This window comes from Mesorhizobium sp. M7A.F.Ca.US.006.01.1.1 (assembly GCF_003997935.1).
In the GTDB taxonomy this organism is placed as follows: domain Bacteria; phylum Pseudomonadota; class Alphaproteobacteria; order Rhizobiales; family Rhizobiaceae; genus Mesorhizobium.
Window position 1 is genome coordinate 15,144 of record NZ_RZQL01000003.1, and the last position, 17,848, is coordinate 32,991.

General features: G+C 63.7%; 11 protein-coding genes. 6 read left to right on the plus strand and 5 right to left on the minus strand.

What is annotated here, in order from left to right; translation table 11 throughout:
* The first annotated feature begins 8 nt into the window (after positions 1–8).
* Positions 9–2,048: an ABC transporter ATP-binding protein/permease gene (locus EN943_RS01065; RefSeq protein WP_127411161.1), complete on the plus strand. Its 2,040-nt coding sequence runs from the start codon at positions 9–11 to the stop codon at positions 2,046–2,048.
* 27 nt (positions 2,049–2,075) lie between these two features.
* Here EN943_RS01065 and EN943_RS01070 read toward each other — a convergent pair whose 3' ends face one another.
* From EN943_RS01070 to EN943_RS01090, 5 genes are all read right to left on the minus strand, one after another.
* A complete protein-coding gene (locus tag EN943_RS01070) occupies positions 2,076–3,590 on the minus strand; it encodes a malonyl-CoA synthase (RefSeq protein WP_127411162.1) in 1,515 nt (504 codons plus the stop codon).
* A gap of 169 nt (positions 3,591–3,759) precedes the next feature.
* On the minus strand, positions 3,760–4,500 hold the full coding sequence (locus EN943_RS01075) for a GntR family transcriptional regulator (protein WP_127411163.1): 741 nt from the start codon (positions 4,498–4,500) through the stop codon (positions 3,760–3,762).
* A 411-nt stretch (positions 4,501–4,911) separates the two neighbouring features.
* Complete coding sequence (gene rpe, locus EN943_RS01080) at positions 4,912–5,586, minus strand: ribulose-phosphate 3-epimerase (protein WP_127411164.1); 675 nt, start codon at positions 5,584–5,586, stop codon at positions 4,912–4,914.
* Positions 5,587–5,806: 220 nt separating this feature from the next.
* The gene (locus EN943_RS01085; protein WP_127411165.1) at positions 5,807–9,649 is read right to left on the minus strand and encodes a hypothetical protein; all 3,843 of its coding nucleotides are present in this window, start codon (positions 9,647–9,649) and stop codon (positions 5,807–5,809) included.
* 10 nt (positions 9,650–9,659) lie between these two features.
* Positions 9,660–11,645, minus strand: a complete 1,986-nt coding sequence (locus EN943_RS01090; protein WP_127411166.1) for a hypothetical protein — start codon at positions 11,643–11,645, stop codon at positions 9,660–9,662.
* Between the two features lie 489 nt (positions 11,646–12,134).
* Here EN943_RS01090 and dnaK point away from each other — a divergent pair, with 489 nt between their 5' ends.
* The 5 genes from dnaK to pyrF all read left to right on the plus strand — a co-directional run bounded on the left by dnaK (position 12,135) and on the right by pyrF (position 17,832).
* A complete protein-coding gene (gene dnaK / locus EN943_RS01095; protein ID WP_127411167.1) occupies positions 12,135–14,051 on the plus strand; it encodes a molecular chaperone DnaK in 1,917 nt (638 codons plus the stop codon).
* Positions 14,052–14,263: 212 nt separating this feature from the next.
* Positions 14,264–15,394 (plus strand): molecular chaperone DnaJ, encoded by a 1,131-nt coding sequence (dnaJ, locus tag EN943_RS01100; protein WP_023810873.1) that lies wholly within the window; start codon positions 14,264–14,266, stop codon positions 15,392–15,394.
* 167 nt (positions 15,395–15,561) lie between these two features.
* Positions 15,562–16,167, plus strand: a complete 606-nt coding sequence (gene pmtA / locus EN943_RS01105; RefSeq protein WP_127411168.1) for a phospholipid N-methyltransferase PmtA — start codon at positions 15,562–15,564, stop codon at positions 16,165–16,167.
* Positions 16,168–16,516: 349 nt separating this feature from the next.
* On the plus strand, positions 16,517–17,113 hold the full coding sequence (locus EN943_RS01110) for an NADPH-dependent FMN reductase (RefSeq protein WP_127411169.1): 597 nt from the start codon (positions 16,517–16,519) through the stop codon (positions 17,111–17,113).
* Between the two features lie 11 nt (positions 17,114–17,124).
* On the plus strand, positions 17,125–17,832 hold the full coding sequence (gene pyrF / locus EN943_RS01115) for an orotidine-5'-phosphate decarboxylase (RefSeq protein ID WP_164778036.1): 708 nt from the start codon (positions 17,125–17,127) through the stop codon (positions 17,830–17,832).
* Positions 17,833–17,848: the final 16 nt, after the last annotated feature.

A 17,848-nucleotide genomic window follows, 5' to 3' on the forward strand; every position in this document is an offset into this window, starting at 1 on the left:
CGGAGCGTATGTCCGAGGCGAAACCCAAATTGAAACAGGCCGACGGCATCAAACCGCGCGGTGCCTTGAAGCCGCGACAGCAAGCGCCGCGTGACCAGAGGCCGCGCCACGAGGATTTGCGCGAAAAAAAGCTGTCGGCTGCCGAAGCTACGCCGGAGGTCGACGGCCAGCCGGGGCCGCCGCCGGAGGCTGTCGAGCCCGATCCACAACTGACGCCCGAAGAGGCCGAGCAGGCGCGCAGGAAATACCTGCTACGGCGTTTCTGGATCAGCGGGCGCGGCTACTGGGCCCGGCGCGGCGATGGGCTTGCCTGGCCGCTCACCATCGGGCTGTTGATCCTGATCTGCGTCAATGTCGGCTTTCAATACGGGATCAACGTCTGGAACCGCGCGTTCTTCGACGCCATCGAGCAACGCAACGTCCACACCGTCTATGGGCTCAGCGCCATATTCCTGCCGCTCGTGGCTGGAAACGCGGGCCTTGTGGTCGCGCAGGTCTATCTGCGCATGACAATCCAGCGCCGCTGGCGTTCTTGGCTGACCACCGCCGTCATCGCACGCTGGCTCGCCAATGGCCGCTACTATCAGTTGAACCTCGTCGCCGGCGACCATTCGAATCCCGAAGCCCGCCTCACGGAGGATTTGCGGATCGCCACCGAATCACCCGTCGATTTCATCTCCGGCGTCCTCAACGCCTTCCTGTCAGCCTCGACCTTCATCGTGGTGCTGTGGACGATCGGCGGCGCGCTCACTTTGCCGATCGGCGGCGAAAACCTGACCATTCCCGGCTTCCTCGTCATCACCGCGGTCATCTATGCCGCCATCACCTCCACGTCGATGGTGGTCATCGGCCGTCATTTCGTCCGGCTCTCCGAGCAGAAGAACCAGGCGGAAGCCGAATTCCGCTATACGCTGACGCGGGTGCGCGAAAACGGCGAGAGCATCGCCTTGCTGGGCGGTGAGGAAGAGGAGCGCAGTGGCATCGACAGGAATTTCGGCCATGTACTGAGGCAATGGGCGCTGCTGACGGGCCAGCACATGCGCACGGCGCTGGTGTCGCAGGGATCGAGCCTGTTTGCGCCGGTCGTGCCGGTCCTGCTTTGCGCGCCGAAATTCCTCGAAGGCTCGATGTCGCTCGGACAGGTGATGCAGGCTGCCTCCGCCTTCGCCATCGTGCAGGGCGCGTTCGGATGGCTGGTCGACAACTACCCGCGTCTGGCCGACTGGAACGCCTCGGCGCGGCGCATCGCCTCGCTGATGATGTCGCTCGATGGACTCGAGCGTGCGGAGCAGAGCGACGCGCTCGGACGCATCCAGCACGGCGAAACCGAAGACGGTGCGATGCTCAGCCTCGACGATCTCTCCGTCACGCTCGACGACGGCACCTCGGTGGTCAAGGAAACCGAGGTTGCGATCGAACCGGGTGAGCGTGTGCTGGTGGCTGGCGAATCCGGCTCGGGCAAGTCGACGCTGGTGCGGGCCATTGCTGGCCTGTGGCCATGGGGCGGCGGCGGCGTCAATTTCCACGCAGACAGGCGACTGTTCATGCTGCCGCAACGCCCATACATCCCCTCGGGTACTCTTCGCCGCGCGGTCGCCTATCCGGCGGCCGCGGACAAGTGGACGATCAAACAGATCAAGGCCGCCCTGGACAAGGTCGGCCTTGCCTATCTTGCCGAAAGGATCAAGGAAGAAGCGCCATGGGACCAGACGCTGTCAGGCGGTGAAAAGCAGCGTCTCGCCTTCGCGCGCCTGCTGCTGCACCGGCCCGATATCGTCGTGCTGGATGAAGCAACTTCGGCGCTCGACGAGAAGAGCCAGGACACCATGATGGCGACGGTGATCCGCGAATTGCCCGATGTCACCATCATCAGCGTGGCGCACCGGGCCGAGCTGGAAGCCTTCCACAGCCGCAAGATCACCCTCGAACGGCGCGAGGGCGGCGCCAAGCTTGTCAGCGACATCAACCTCGCCCCACGCAAGCGCAACCTGCTGAAGCGCGCCTTGTGGGGCTCCGGCAGTCGGGCCGAAAGGCCGCGCAAGGAGTAAGGCGCCCTTGCCCCAGGCACCGCGCAACTATGGTGCGTATATGTCCTTGTAGGTATCGCGCAGCAGGTTTTTCTGTACTTTGCCCATGGTGTTGCGCGGCAGCTCATCGACGAAGATCACCCGCTTCGGGTGCTTGTATTTCGCCACGCGCTCGGCGATGGAGCCGAGAATTTCGGCGCCGGTGATCTGCGATGACGGCGCCCGCACGACGACGGCGGTGACGCCTTCGCCGAAATCCGGATGGGCAACGCCGATGACGGCGCTTTCGCTAACCCCGTCGAGCGCGTCGATCTCACTTTCGAGTTCCTTCGGATAGATATTGTAGCCACCCGATATGATCAGATCCTTGCCGCGGCCGACGATGTGGACGTAGCCGTCGGCGTCGATCATACCGAGATCGCCGGTGATGAAAAAACCGTCGGCGCGGAATTCCGCCTTGGTCTTCTCCGGCATGCGCCAATAGCCGCCGAAAACATTTGGGCCCTTCACCTCGATCATGCCGACCTCGCCCCGCGCAAGCGCTGCGCCGCTGTCTGGATCGGCGATGCGAAGCGTGACGCCGGGCAAGGGGAACCCGACGGTGCCGGCGCGCCGCTCGCCCTCATAGGGGTTCGAGGTGTTCATGTTGGTCTCGGTCATGCCGTAGCGTTCGAGGATCGCGTGGCCGGTTCGCTCGCGCCAAGCCTTGTGCGTCTCGGCCAGCAGCGGCGCCGAACCGGAAATGAACACACGGATGTTTTTCGCCGCCTCATGGTCCAGCCCATCCTGCTGCAGCAGGCGCACGTAGAAGGTCGGCACGCCCATCAGAGCGGTGGCACGCGGCAGCAGCGAGACGATGCGGGCCGGATCGAACTTCTGCTCGAACAGCATCGAGGCGCCGGCCATCAGGACGACGTTGGTGGCGACGAACAGGCCGTGCGTGTGGAAGATCGGCAATGCGTGGATCAGCACGTCGTCTCCAGTGAAACGCCAGTGCTCGACCAGCACGCGCGCGTTCGAAGCAAGGTTCTCGTGGCTGAGCATGGCGCCTTTCGAACGGCCGGTGGTTCCCGACGTGTAGAGGATTGCCGCGAGGTCATCCGACCCGCGCGCCACGTCATGAAAATCCGTCGGCAGCCGCGAGGCCTGGTCGGTCAGCGATCCCCGGCCGTCGCGGCCGAGCGTGACGGTGACGGCGCCCGTCTTTTCCGCCAGCGCGCCGATGTCGGCCGCTCTTGCCGGATCGCAGACGACCAGGCGTGGTTCCGCGTCGCCGAAGAAATACTCCAGCTCGGCCAGCGTGTAGGCGGTGTTGAGCGGCAGGAAGACGGCGCCGGCTCGCAGGCAGGCGAGATAGAGCATGACCGCTTCCGGGCTCTTCTCGACCTGCACGGCAACGCGGTCACCGGGTTCGACATCCAGTTGCAAGAGCGCATGCGCAAGCTGCGCCGAGCGGGCCAGCATATCGCCATAGGTGAGCGAGCGGCCATCATCGGTTTCCATCAGCAAGCGCGCTGGCGCCGGCATCCGGGACCGGAACGCATCGAACAGATGATTGCTCATGAAGACTTCCCTGCGGCGCTGAGCATGCGCCTGTCGCGGCATGCCTCGGCGGCGAGAATTCGCGGTTCTTGGCCGCGCCGTCAAGCCCGCCCGCAGCGGTTCACCCCCGCCGCGCTCGGCGCAGATTGCGAGCAAGAAACGAGCGCACGAGCCCGCCAGGAAACGACTGCTATCGCCGAGCGCGTTTGCCGGCGAGTTGCTTCGTTTCCTCGTCCTGCTCGAAGCGTTTCATGCACATGGCGGCAGTCAACCGGTAGTGGTTGATCAACGCCTCGACGGCACCGTCGGCATTGCCGTCCAGGGCACATTCGGCGATCCGACGATGCTCGCCGAAATCGTCGCGCTGGACGCCTTCGCCATCATTGGCCATTTGCCGGTAGCGATAGGCATGATCGGAGAGCTGGTCGCAAAACCCCACCAGCCATTGCGACCGGCAGGCCGAAATCAGCACCCTGTGGAAGATGCGATGCAGCCTCTCCCAATCGGGATTGAGCGAAAAGAGATTCTGCGGCGCCAGACGTGACGCGCGCCCCAGGCGATGCAGCGCCAGCACGAGCTGTTCTTCCCATTCGGCGGTGCGGTGGGCGATGGATTCGCGAAGCGCCCGCTCCTCGAGCCAGCAGCGGGTGCGCGTCAACTCCTCGAGTTCCGACGCACTGACCGGCATGATAAAGAAGCCGCGCTGGTCGTGCCGGCCGAGAAGGCCTTCCGAGGCGAGGCGATTGAGAGCCTCGCGGACAGGTGAAGCGCCGGCCCCATATTTGGAGACCACCCATTCGACCCGCAGCTTACTTTCCGCCTCAAGAACACCACCGAGAAGATCGTCCCGCAATTGCTGATAGACCGTAGTGGCAAGCGTGCTCTTGGGTCCGGCAGCGTCGTCGTTCAGATTGGCAGCTCCGTATGTCAAAGCGACTCCTTGTTCCCAGGACTTGTCCTGAGCGATTCGAGTCCGAAAGCATTCGCCGTCTCGTACTTGTATCATACAGCGCGAGGATTCGCCTGCTCAAGCAGAAGATCACGTCATTGTACTTTAGCACAAAGGAATATGCGGCATTTCGGATTTCAATGCTGTAATTCCGCGCATTTCCACAACCTGCGGGAACTTAACATGTTTTGTATGCACGCAGGAGAATCTGTTCTTTTTGTTCTTTTGTATTCGCGCGAAATCAACTGTCTGCTTTGGGCATGGACGACGGACCTTGAGACCGAATCAGGCTGCCGCTCAGATCCGATGCTGTTGCGCATCAGACCTTCAAAAACCGCGCCCGGCACCAGAACCTTAGCCGGCACGTCGGGCTGGAGGCGGGGACAGCGCAGGTCAACCGGCTGCGTCGGCTGCCGTCCTGATCGCCTGGATGTTCTGCCGATAAGCTTCGACGCTGCGGCCTTTGAAGATGGCGGCGCCAGCCACCAGCACGTCGGCGCCGGCAGCGGTGACCAGCGGTGCGGTTTCGGCTGAAACACCGCCGTCGATCTCGATGCGGATCGGCCGGCCGCCGATGAGGGCCTTGACCCGCTTCACCTTGTCGACGATCGCCGGGATGAAGGCCTGACCGCCGAAGCCCGGATTGACGGTCATGATCAGGATCAGGTCGAGCCGGTCGAGCACATATTCGACCACGCTTTCCGGCGTCGCCGGATTGAGCGACACACCGGCCTTCTTGCCAAGGTTCCTGATGGTCTGCAGCGACCGGTCAAGATGCGGGCCGGCTTCGGCATGGACGGTCAAGCCGTCACAGCCGGCCTCGGCGAAAGCAGCCAGATAGGGATCGGCCGGGGCAATCATCAGATGGCAGTCGAAGAAGGCCTTGGTGCGGTTGCGGATCGCCTTGATCACCGGCGGGCCAAAGGTGATGTTGGGCACGAAATGCCCATCCATAACATCGAGATGGATCCAGTCGGCGCCGGCCGCCGCAACTGCTTCGACCTCATCGCCGAGCCTCGAAAAATCCGATGCCAGCACCGATGGTGCAATCAGGGTCTTTCTGCTCATGGATGCGGCCTTTCCGAGTGTCCTTCTCGTTGGCCACCCTACCGACTGCCTAATGCGCCACAGCCGACTTGTCGAGGGTGCAGGCGCGGTCGGCGCGCAGGCTGGGGTGCGTGCCGTTATTCGCGATCATGGTGCGGCCAATTCCCGCTTGCCCCAAAGCTACGAAGAAAAACCCGCCGGATTGCTCCGGCGGGTTTTTGGTCTCGTGTCGAGCAGGTGGTTATTGCTGCTGGAGCTTCAGGATCCTGTCTGGAACCTGATCCTGCTGCTGTTCGACCTGCGGCCTGCGCCGTGGCAGGACCTGCTGCAGCAGCAGGCCGGGGTTGAGCTCCAGCGACGGTTGTCCGCGGACGGGCCGGCAGTTCGGATACCGCCCGATCGTGCCTTCCGGGCAGCGCCTCCTGATGATCGGCTGGCACTGGCCATTGATCATCTGCGAGCCCGGTGCGCATTCCACCTCCTGCCTGCGGCATGCGCCGTTGATCACCTCGGTGCCGCGCGGGCAGACACACTCGCCGCGCTTGTTGTGGACCTGGCCGCGTATGTCGCATTGCTCCTGTGTCGGCTGCTTGCGCCGGCAGGCATTGCCCCGCACCTCGGTACCCCTCGGGCAGACACAATTGCCGTTGGCGTCGTGGACCTGGCCACGGATGGTGCACTGGTCAGGCTTTGGCCGGATCGGGCGGCAGGCGCCATTTCTGACCTCGTTCCCTTGCGGGCAGACGCAGTCTCCGTCCGCGTCGTGAACCTGACCACGGATGATGCACTGCTCAGGCTTCGGCCGGATCGGGCGGCAGGCGCCATTGCGCACCTCGGTGCCTCTCGGGCAGACACAGTCTCCGTCGGCGTCGTGGACCTGGCCACGGATCGTGCACTGCTCAGGCTTTGGCTGGATCGGGCGGCAGGCATTGCCCCTGATCTCGGTTCCCCTGGGGCACACACAATCGCCATCCGCATTGTGGACCTGACCGCGGATGGTGCACTGCTCGGGCTTGTCGGTCCTGACACATCTGCCATTCTCGAGCCCGGTTCCGCGTGGGCAGACGCAACGTCCGTCCTCGGTGCGGATCTGGCCTTCGAGCAGCACGCAGCGCTTCGGCGGCGGCGGCGTTGGCAGAATATTGGTACCACCGCCGGTGCACTGGCCGTTGCGGAAGGTGGTGCCTTCCGGGCAGACGCAGCGCCCGGCGTCGTTCATGACGAAGCCTTGCGAGCATTCCTTCTTCGTCTCCTGGCTGATGGTGAAGGGATGGCAAGCATAGGCCTTGCCGCGATCGCCCTGCACATTTGTCTGATCGCCGCCAAGCACGTCGCCACCGCCCTGCACCCGTGTGTCGGGAGAGAGCACGCCGACGCAGTTCTGGCCGCTGACATTGCCCTGCAGATTGCCCAGGCGACCGTCGTCGGGAATGACCACGGTGACATGGTGCACCCGGCTTTCGCCGGCGCCGAGCGTCAGGTTGGCAACGCAGGACGCAGGCAAGGTTGCCGGTTCCGGCGAGCAGCCGAAGGGCGGATCGATCGACGTGATCTCAACGCCTTCCAGCCTGCCGAGACCCTCCACGCCGATCGCATCGCCGATACGGACCGGCCGGGAAAAGGCGGTCGCTCCGTCATTGGTGATGGCGATCTCGAACGAGCAGGGTTGGCCGAGCCTGCATTCGCGGTCGCCGGTCTTTTCGACACGGATGGTCGAAGAACCGCCGCCCTTGGCGCAGGCCTGGCCAAAGGGATAGACGACGTCGTCGCCCGGCGCCGGCCCATAGGAGCCGCGCGCGCAGTTTTCGAACGCGCCATTGGCCGAGACCGTCACGTCGAAGTGGCGGCTGGTTCCGGGTGTCATGACGGCACCGGGAATCTGGCATGACAGTGCATTGGCCGGAACCGGTCCGCACGCCCACTCAGCGCCGTCAGGGGTGACGGTCTGGATCTGGACGGGCGCGCCGCCGGCCACCAGCGTGGCGGCATCGTTGACCCGCACGGGGCCGGTGGGGGCAGCGGTGCCAAGGCTGATGACGGTGATTCGGCAAGAGATGACCGCGGCACCGGCGAGCGAACCGTTGCACACCTTGGTGATGCGCAGGGTCGACTTGCCGCCATTGGGATGACGGAAGCGTTCCTTGGCGCAGGCCTTGTTGTTGGTGAGATCGTTTTCACCGGGGATGGGCTTCACCGCGGCGCAGTTCTCCACCGTGTCCGACTGGTAGCCGGCCGGCATGACCGCCTTGACGAAGATCGGCGTCGAGGCGCCCGCAGGCAGCGAGATGCCGGCATTGTCGCAGCGGAACTGGCCGGGTCCGTTCGGTCCGCATGTCCAGGGCGGGCTCGGCCCGAAGGTCGAGGAGGACGGCGCGCCGCCGGGATAGCTGTCGGTCACCGTCAGCGGCCCGTTATAGGTCGATGTGCCGTTGTTGATGATGTCGATCACGAAGGTGCAGATGCCGTCGGCGGTGCAGACCTCGGTTCGGGCGCGCTTCTTCAGGATCAGGTCGACCTTCTTTTCGACCGGCGGCCGGCAGTCGCGGTCACGGTCACCACGCCGGCAGATCGGGATCGAGGCGCAGCCACGGTCGTTCGACTGGCTGCCGAAAAACGGCTTGCCGCTGGCGCCGTAATTATAGGTGGCGCAGTTGCGCAAGACGCTGCCTTGCCAGCCTCCGGCCGGCTTGAAACCGAGCTTGAGGTCGACGGAGGCTCCCGGATTGAGCGTGGTCACCGGATGGGTGCAAATCATCGGGGTGGTGCCGGGTACGCAGACCCAGGGCGGATTTGGCCCTGAATCGAGTGTCGAGCCGGCCGGCAGCGTCACCTCGTCGAGCACTATCTTGCCGTGATACGGCCCGGCGCCGACATTGGTGACCTTGATGGTGAAATCGCAGCCGCCGCCCATCGTGCAACGCGTCACGTCGGCGCGTTTCTCGACCTTGAGGTCCGGCTCCTTGTCCTTGGGCGGGCATCTGAGGTCACGCGGGATGACGATGTCGATCGTCTGCGTGCAGCACAGGCCCCAGCCTTCCTTCGGACCGGCATAGGTTTCGATGCCGGTGACGATGAGGTGGATGACGTCGCCGGGCGAGGCACCGACGATCTTCCAGTTGAGCACACCGCCGCCCGCCGGCACCAGCTGGGTGTCGGGGATGATGGCGATGCCTGATGCGGTCGTCGACACCTGCACCCATTTGCCGCCCATCTCCGGGCCGACCGGCATATGGTAGATGAAGGCGCCGCCGCCGGGCACGCAATCGACCGTGCCGCGCTCCACCTTGAAGCATTCCCGGTCGGGAGGCGGTGGCCGCTTATCACAGTTGGTGAGGTCGATCTTGATCGAGGTCTTGGCCCCGGTCTTGTAGTCGCCATCGTCGGGCTTGCCCGGATCTTGCGACGGGATGATGGTCCCGGGGCCGGCTCCGTTGCTGACCTTGATCACACCCTGGTTGTCGATCACGGTCGGCGAAGGAAACGCCGCATGGTCGATCTTGGCGGTGATCTGGAAATTGATGACGCGTTCATTGGCGGCACCGGCGCCGTCGAGATCGGCGGCGGAGAGCCGGAAATCGGACACCGTTGCCGTATCGTTCGGACCGGCCGAGGTGCTGATCGAAACGCCGGGCAATGGTCCGCCCGAAGCGTCCGTGCCGTCGCCCGACACATTCGCGCTGACGATAGAAAGGCCGTGTGGAAGCTGGTCCTTGAACTCGATCTTGAGCGTTTTCAGCAGGGCTGTCAGGTCGGCGAAGGCTTGCGCATCGCCGCGCAGGCCAAAGCTCAGGGAGTAGACGACATAGTCGCAGCTCCGCTGGGTGCCTTTCTTGGTGAAGAAGGGCACCGCCCGCTCCGGCCTCGGATTGACGATTTTGGAATTGTCGAGGTCGAGCCGCAGTTCCGGAGTGATCGAAACGGCATCTTCGGCGTGGCTTGCCACAGGGGTGAACATGGCGACCGCGATACCGGCCGCCATCAGCCAGCGCGCGCCGCGCCTGGCGTATGACAGGGGTTTCATGATCGTCTCCATGACGGTTTCTTGAGTGTTGGTTGCGAGCGGGGAGAGTGCGAGATTTTTCATCTTCCCCTCCTCAACGTTCGCAGCTGACGGCTGGGGTTCGGAGCGGCAAGATCATCTTGCAGCAAGGGTAGTAGCCACCCTTGTCCTTGTCGGACTTCCTGTAGAAGCAAAGTCCAACATCCACTCTGTCGCCCGGATAATGGCCGGTGATGTCGATCGTGTAAGGCTTGCCGGGCGCATGCGACTGGGATGATGTCACCCCGACGCCTGGCGTCCTGGACTTTGTCTCATTCGAAGGTTGCGCCTTGATCGAATCGCCGCCGAAGCCGGCATGGTCATGGAGATAGAGATCGGCCTGAAGGCCGCGAGGCGTACAGTAATACTGGACATCCTCGACATCGATGCACGGAGGCAGGTTGCCGGGTGGTGGGAAATCCGGCGGGTAGAAGGGGGGCAGGTAGCCGCCCGGAATTTCCTCATAATAGCCGGCGCGGCCTTCGCAAGGGTGCCAGACGGCAACGTCGCCGACATGGCCCTCGACCTCCGGGTCTTCGAAGTAACCGTCGAAATCGACGAACCAGGAGCCGAAGGGCGGCACGTTGGCCGGCTTGACCAGCTCTTTCGGCGTGATCTGGACGCCATGCACGGCCAGCGGCCCGCCGGCGGCGAGCTGTTCGGCGAGTGAAGGATTGTCGCGCAGCTTGTCGCCTGTGTTGACCAGCGTCTGCGTGCACACAGAGGTGTCGAGATTGCCGTCGGCATCATAGCCATATTGCAAGTCTAGACCGCCGGCCGACTGCCGGTTGTCCTGCGGGAAACCGACCGCATATTCCTGCGGCACTTCGACCCAGACCGATTCCGTTTCCGGATCGTCCGGGTTCTCTCTGAAGTAGCGGATGACCTCGCCCTTGCCGGAATCGGCGAACTGGCTGTAATCGTAGCGGTTCTCGACCGGGCCGCGCTGGGCCAGGTACATGAAGCCGCTATTGTCGAAGGCGATGTCGGTGACGGCGTAGTCCTTGTCGGCCTTGACCGTCAGTTCCCAGCGCGGGTCGCCGGCAAAACTGCCGTCGCGGGCAATGCCCACCGACCAGATTTCCGACTTTTCGCCGACCGAGTAGTAGAGCCGGCCGCCATGGTAGGAGACGCCCCAGACGCGGCGCTCGTCCTGCGTGTAGCCCCAGCTGTCGGGGTCTTCGCTGTCGAAGGCCGCGCCCTTTATGTCCATCACCGAACCATCGTCGGCGACTGGAGCAAGCCCATGCGCCGGACGGCCGGCAACGCCGTGATCGAAGCTGTCGATCAGCCTGCCTTCGGCGTCGATGCGGTGGATCAGGCCGGTATCGAGATCGGACGCGAAGAACTCGCGGTGAGTGGCGTCGAAAGTGAGATTGCCGATGCCTGGACCGCTGTTGGTGTCGATGTCGGCGAATTTGGAGACCTGGCCGGTGATGCCGTCAATCTTCCAGACGGTGCCCGGCCCGCCGCCGTTTTCGGTGCCGAACTGGCCGTCCATGAAGATGGCGCCGGCAGCGCCGCGGCGATGCCGCTCGGGGCGGCCGTCATCGTCGGCGTCCGGGGTGACGATACGGATGCCGTGCAGCGAGGTGGCGCCGGCATAGAGATTGGGAATGCCCGATGGAACGCCGTCGCGCACGCCGTCATCGTAGGCGACGCCGAACACCTGGCCGATCTGCTCCGCCGTCACCTCGAAGGGCGGCGGCGTGTTGACCAGTTGACCGGAGGCTGGGCCGCCCAGATGCGAGACGTCGAACACGCGCAAGGTGGCACGCGTGGTGTCGATGAAGGTTTCGTCGACCGGATCGACGCCGGGCGGCAAGCCCCCTTTTTCGGAATCAGGGGGGTCGAAATTAGGAATGATGGTGCCGGAGAATCCGGTCACCGCCATCGAACCGGGATAGATGATCCGGGTTTCCTGGGCCTGGGCGGCGCCCAGCCACAGGCCGAGTGCCAGCGCCAGCAACCCGCCTGGCTGCACAGCGCGGCGCAAGCCGCCATCAAGAGACGACACGAACGAGCCGCGGATGCGAGACATGACACTACCCCCCGTAGTCGACGGGAGAACGTCGGGTCTGGCCGCGCAAATCAGGGCAAGGCGCGGCGGTCCGGCTCGTTCTTCCCTGATCGAATTGTCTGCTTTCCTCAAAATCACGATACGCCTGCTCTTACGCAGGGTCAACGGAATCAGCGGAAAGCCCAGCGCATCGACCTCGTCCCGAAGGCGGTGGTCGCGCCGAGCTCCTGTTGTTCCCGGAGACCGCAGAGCCTCTGGGTTATTGGTCATGGGGGCTTCCTTTCCGGGCCGCACCAAGCGGCACCTGGAGATCAGTCGCGGGTGAAGGTGGAAAGGTTCATGGAAGCCTTGCGCAGAATGCTTGCGCGCGATGCCGCCTGTTCTTATATACGCGCCAAGCCGTTCGGCGCCGGAATGCCGGTTGCCGGAACGGGATTTCTTGTGAACAGGGGCTTTCGTCGGAACGCCTGTACGGGTCCTGAGAGCCTGCTTAGCGGAGAGACTAGAAAAATGGCAAAAGTAATCGGTATCGATCTCGGCACCACCAACTCCTGCATCGCCATCATGGATGGCAAGGAGCCGAAGGTAATCGAGAATGCGGAAGGCGCGCGCACGACGCCTTCCATCGTCGCCATCTCGGGCGACGACGAACGTCTGGTCGGCCAGCCGGCCAAGCGCCAGGCGGTCACCAATCCTGAAAACACCATCTTCGCGGTCAAGCGCCTGATCGGCCGCCGCTACGACGATCCGGTGACGGAGAAGGACAAGAAGCTTGTCCCTTACAAGATCGTCAAGGGCGACAATGGCGATGCCTGGGTCGAAGCCGGCGGCAGGAAGCAGTCGCCCTCGCAGATTTCGGCCATGATCCTGCAGAAGATGAAGGAGACGGCGGAGGCCTATCTCGGCGAAAAGGTCGAGAAGGCGGTCATCACCGTTCCGGCCTATTTCAACGACGCCCAGCGCCAGGCAACCAAGGACGCCGGCAAGATCGCCGGCCTTGAAGTGCTGCGCATCATCAACGAGCCGACCGCGGCAGCGCTTGCCTATGGCCTCGACAAGAAGGAAGGCAAGACCATTGCCGTCTATGACCTTGGCGGCGGCACGTTCGACATTTCGGTGCTCGAAATCGGCGACGGCGTGTTCGAGGTCAAGTCGACCAATGGCGACACCTTCCTCGGCGGCGAGGATTTCGACATGCGCCTGGTCGAATATCTGGCGGCCGAGTTCAAGAAGGAACAGGGTATCGACCTGAAGAACGACAAGCTTGCCCTGCAGCGCCTCAAGGAGGCGGCTGAAAAGGCCAAGATCGAGCTGTCGTCGACCACGCAGACCGAAATCAACCTGCCCTTCATCACCGCCGACGCGACCGGGCCGAAGCATCTGACGCTGAAGCTGACGCGCGCCAAGTTCGAGCAGCTGGTCGACGATCTGGTCCAGCGCACGATTGCCCCTTGCAAGGCGGCGCTCAAGGATGCCGGCCTGAAGGCCGGCGAGATCGACGAGGTTGTCCTGGTCGGCGGCATGACCCGCATGCCCAAGATCCAGGAGATTGTGAAGCAGTTCTTCGGCAAGGAGCCGCACAAGGGCGTCAACCCGGATGAGGTCGTCGCTCTCGGCGCCGCCATCCAGGCCGGCGTGCTGCAGGGCGACGTCAAGGACGTGCTGTTGCTCGACGTGACGCCGCTGTCGCTCGGCATCGAGACGCTGGGTGGCGTGTTCACCCGCCTGATCGAGCGCAACACGACGATCCCGACCAAGAAGAGTCAGGTGTTCTCGACGGCCGAGGACTCACAGTCGGCCGTGACCATCCGGGTCTTCCAGGGTGAGCGCGAAATGGCCGCCGACAACAAGGCGCTCGGCCAGTTCGACCTGGTCGGCATTCCGCCGGCGCCGCGCGGCGTGCCGCAGATCGAGGTCACCTTCGACATCGATGCCAACGGCATCGTCAACGTTTCGGCCAAGGACAAGGGCACCGGCAAGGAGCACCAGATCCGCATTCAGGCATCGGGCGGTCTTTCGGACGCCGACATCGAGAAGATGGTCAAGGACGCCGAGGCCAATGCCGAGACCGACAAGAAGCGGCGTGCGCTGGTCGAGGCCCGCAACCAGGCCGAAGCGCTGCTGCATTCCTCGGAGAAGTCGCTGAAGGAATATGGCGACAAGGTTTCGGAAGGCGAGCGCACGGCGATCTCCGACGCCATCGCGGCGCTGAAGACCGCGACCGAAGGCGACGACGCGGCCGACATCGAAGCCAAGAGCCAGATGCTTGCCGAGGCTTCGATGAAGCTTGGCCAGGCCATGTACGAGGCTTCGCAGAAGGAAGCGGCGGAAGCCGACGCCAAGGCGGACGCCGCCAAGGACAGTGACGTTGTCGACGCCGATTTCGAGGAAATCGACGAGGACGACGACAAGAAGAAGTCGGCCTGAACCGTTTGACGGCAAGATAAAGCGAAAAGCCCGGCGAAGGCCGGGCTTTTTTGCAACCCCTTGCAGAAAAACAGCGGGCCTTGCTGAAAAAATGCAGGCAAAGCCGCGTCGACACTGGCATCCCCCTTCCATCGCACCTAAATCGAAGCGTCAGTGCCGGCAAGAGACGCAACAATGCTTCAAGACGTTGAGCATCCGGACAGCGGGAAAAAATGAAAGCTGATTTCTACGAGACGCTGGGCGTCCAAAAAGGCGCCGACGAGAAGGAGCTCAAGAGCGCTTTCCGCAAGCTCGCCATGCAGTTCCATCCCGACCGCAACCCCGGCGATCATTCCTGCGAGCACAAGTTCAAGGAAATCAACGAAGCCTACGAGACGCTGAAAGACCCGCAGAAGCGCGCGGCCTATGACCGCTTCGGCCACGCCGCCTTCGAACAGGGCGGCATGAATGGCGGCGCGCAAGGTTTCGGCGCCGGCGGTTTCGCCGACATATTCGAGGATATTTTCGGCGACATGATGGGCGGGCGCCAGCGCCGCTCGTCGGGCGGCCGCGAGCGCGGCGCCGACCTGCGCTACAACATGGAAATCACCCTGGAAGAGGCTTTTGCCGGCAAGACCGCGCAAATCCGCGTGCCGGCGTCGATATCGTGCTCTGAATGTTCGGGCAGCGGTGCCAAGCCCGGCACCCAGCCCGTCACCTGCTCGATGTGCAACGGCCACGGCAAGGTGCGCGCCACGCAAGGCTTCTTCTCGATCGAACGGACCTGCCCGCAATGCCAGGGGCGCGGCCAGACGATCAAGGATCCGTGCCCGAAATGCGCCGGCCAGGGCCGCGTCACCGAGGAGCGTTCGCTGTCGGTCAACATCCCGGCCGGCATCGAGGACGGCACCCGCATCCGCCTAGCCAATGAGGGCGAAGCCGGCCTGCGCGGCGGGCCCTCGGGCGACCTCTATATTTTCCTGGCGGTCAAACCACACGAGTTCTTCCAGCGCGACGGCGCCGATCTCTATTGCAAGGTGCCGATCTCGATGACCACGGCCGCCCTTGGCGGCTCCTTCGAGGTGACGACGCTGGACGGCACGCAGACCAAGGTCAAGGTGACCGAAGGCACGCAGAACGGCCGCCAGTTCCGCCTCAAGGGCAAGGGCATGCCGGTGCTGCGCCAGCCCAATATCGGCGACCTCTATATCCAGACTGCGGTCGAGACGCCGCAGAACCTGACCCGCCGCCAGCGCGAACTGCTGGAGGAGTTCGAACAGCTCTCCTCGCAAGACAATTCGCCTCAATCGAGCGGCTTTTTCGCCCGCATGAAGGATTTTTTCGAGTCCTTCGGCGAACGTTGATGCACTTTGGCCCGCGTAAGCCGATTTGCAACGCGTAAATCCCTGAATCGCGTCACCCCTTGAGACGCGACGAAAATTATCTTATCCACGACATGCGTCCGGCCGCGCCTTGCCTAGCACCGCTCAGGTGCTAAGTAACTTTGCGGGGAGCGCTGAGGAGAGCTTGCATGACACGTGGCCCTGGACTGCGGAAGGCGCTTGTCGAAAAGTTCGACGACGAACTCAAATTCTTCAAGGGCTGGATCGACAAGCCGAAGACGGTTGGCTCGATCGTGCCGACCAGTTCAATCACCGCGCGCAAGATGGCCTCGATCGTCGATCCTAAATCCGGCCTGCCGGTGCTCGAGGTCGGTCCCGGTACCGGCGTCATCACCCGCGCTATCCTCGCCCAGGGCGTACGGCCCGAAAACCTCTACGCCGTCGAATATTCCACGGATTTCGTGCGCCATTTGCGGCGACTCTATCCCGGCGTCAACGTCATCGAGGGCGACGCCTTCAACCTCAACGCCACGCTTGGCGACAAGAGCGGGATGATCTTCGATTCCGTGGTTTCCGGCGTGCCGCTGCTCAACTTCCCGGTCGCCCAGCGTATTGCCTATATCGAGAGCCTGCTCGACCGCATCCCGGCCGGACGGCCGATCGTGCAGCTGACCTATGGCCCGATGTCGCCGATCCCGGCCGGCCGCGGTAACTACACGGTCAAGCATTTCGATTTCATCTTCCGCAACATTCCGCCGACGCAGCTGTGGATCTATCGGCGCGAAGCGCATTAGTTTCTCAGCGCAAAATCGCTCAGCGCCTCGCCAGTGCTCACCGCATACCTTGGCGATGGCGGGATCGCTTCGTCATCCACGGGCGGAGCAAGGAGCGCAGCGACGCGGCGCAGACCCGAGGATCCATGCCGCGACTTCCGAGCGCCGCTACGGCGCAGAATTCTGCCCCGCGGCACTCTCCGATCAAGGTCGCGGCTTGGATCCCAGGGCCTCCGCGACAGAGCTTCGCTCCTGCTTCGCCCAGGGATGACGAAGTCCTGGGGCTTCCGCTAATCCCGAGCGTTTTATCGCGTCAGCGCGTTGATTTGCTCGGTCCTTGGCTGTACCTGTCCGGGAACAAGGGTGGCCAATGGCAGTGATCCCGAAAATCCTCGTCTTCGCCGGCTCGGTGCGCAGCGGCGCCTATAGCGGCAGGACCGCCGACGTGGCGCAGAAGGAACTTGCCATGCAAGGCGCCGAGGTGACCCGCATCTCGCTTGCCGACTACCCCCTGCCGATCATGGACGAGGATCTGGAAAAGGAAAAAGGCGTTCCTGAAAACGCCCAGAAACTCGGTCGTCTGATTGTCGCCCATGACGGGCTGCTGATCGCCACGCCCGAATATAACGGCTCCATTCCGCCGTTGCTCAAGAACACGATCGACTGGGTGAGCCGGGTGCGCAGGGATGGCGGCCGGCCGGTCAGGCCACTGGCCGGCAAGGTCGCCGGCCTCTGCTCGTCCTCCAACGGCCGCTTTGCCGGCATCCGCTGCATCAACCATCTGCGCGCCGTTCTGGTGCGCTGCCAGATGGAGGTGGTGACGCCGGAGTGCTCGGTGCCCGAGGGCGGCGATGCCTTCGACGAAGACGGCAATTTCCGTGACGAAAGACTGCACAAATCGATGGAGCACCTATGCCGCACGCTGATCGAAACCTCGCGCATGCTGTCCACCCGGATCGAGGCGTGATCGCCGACACGATGCGAACCATGCAGGCCCAATCCATGCAGGAAAGACTGATCGTCGGCCTCGACGTGCCGACCGTGAGGGATGCCGAGCAGGCGGTACGCGAGCTCGACGGCATCGTCTCCTTCTACAAGATCGGCTACCAGCTTGCCTTCGCCGGCGGGCTCGACTTCGCCAGGGAGCTGGCCAGCGGCGGGACCAAGGTCTTCCTCGACATGAAGCTGCTCGACATCGACCACACGGTGGCCAAGGGCGTCGAGAACATCGTCAAGATGGGCATGACCATGCTGACCATCCACGCCTATCCCAAGGCAATGCAGGCCGCCGTAGAGGCGGCCAGAGGCAGCGACCTTTGCCTGCTTGCCGTCAGCGTGCTGACGTCGATGGACGAGCAGGACATGATCGACGTCGGTTACGAGTACGACCCGCATACGCTGGTGCTCAGGCGCTCGGAACAGGCGCTGCATGCCGGCATGGGCGGCATCGTCTGCTCAGCCGCGGAGGCCGAAGCGGTGCGCCGGATCGTGGGACCCGACATGGCGGTGGTGACGCCCGGCATCCGGCCCGCGGGCAGCGACCATGGCGACCAGAAGCGCGTGGTGACGCCGGGCCAGGCGATCCGCAACGGCGCCAGCCACCTCGTCGTCGGCCGTCCGATCGTGGCGGCGGCCAACAAACGGGAAGCGGCCGAAGCCATCCTCGACGAAATGCGCTCGGCCTGAGATTTCCAGGAACAAG

Coding starts and splice junctions, on each gene's coding strand:
- EN943_RS01065 (WP_127411161.1), top strand. CDS start 9: ATGTCCGAGGCGAAACCCAAATTGAAACAGGCCGACGGCATCAAACCG.
- EN943_RS01070 (WP_127411162.1), bottom strand. CDS start 3,590: ATGAGCAATCATCTGTTCGATGCGTTCCGGTCCCGGATGCCGGCGCCA.
- rpe (WP_127411164.1), bottom strand. CDS start 5,586: ATGAGCAGAAAGACCCTGATTGCACCATCGGTGCTGGCATCGGATTTT.
- EN943_RS01085 (WP_127411165.1), bottom strand. CDS start 9,649: ATGAAAAATCTCGCACTCTCCCCGCTCGCAACCAACACTCAAGAAACC.
- EN943_RS01090 (WP_127411166.1), bottom strand. CDS start 11,645: ATGTCTCGCATCCGCGGCTCGTTCGTGTCGTCTCTTGATGGCGGCTTG.
- dnaK (WP_127411167.1), top strand. CDS start 12,135: ATGGCAAAAGTAATCGGTATCGATCTCGGCACCACCAACTCCTGCATC.
- dnaJ (WP_023810873.1), top strand. CDS start 14,264: ATGAAAGCTGATTTCTACGAGACGCTGGGCGTCCAAAAAGGCGCCGAC.
- pmtA (WP_127411168.1), top strand. CDS start 15,562: ATGACACGTGGCCCTGGACTGCGGAAGGCGCTTGTCGAAAAGTTCGAC.
- EN943_RS01110 (WP_127411169.1), top strand. CDS start 16,517: ATGGCAGTGATCCCGAAAATCCTCGTCTTCGCCGGCTCGGTGCGCAGC.
- pyrF (WP_164778036.1), top strand. CDS start 17,125: ATGCGAACCATGCAGGCCCAATCCATGCAGGAAAGACTGATCGTCGGC.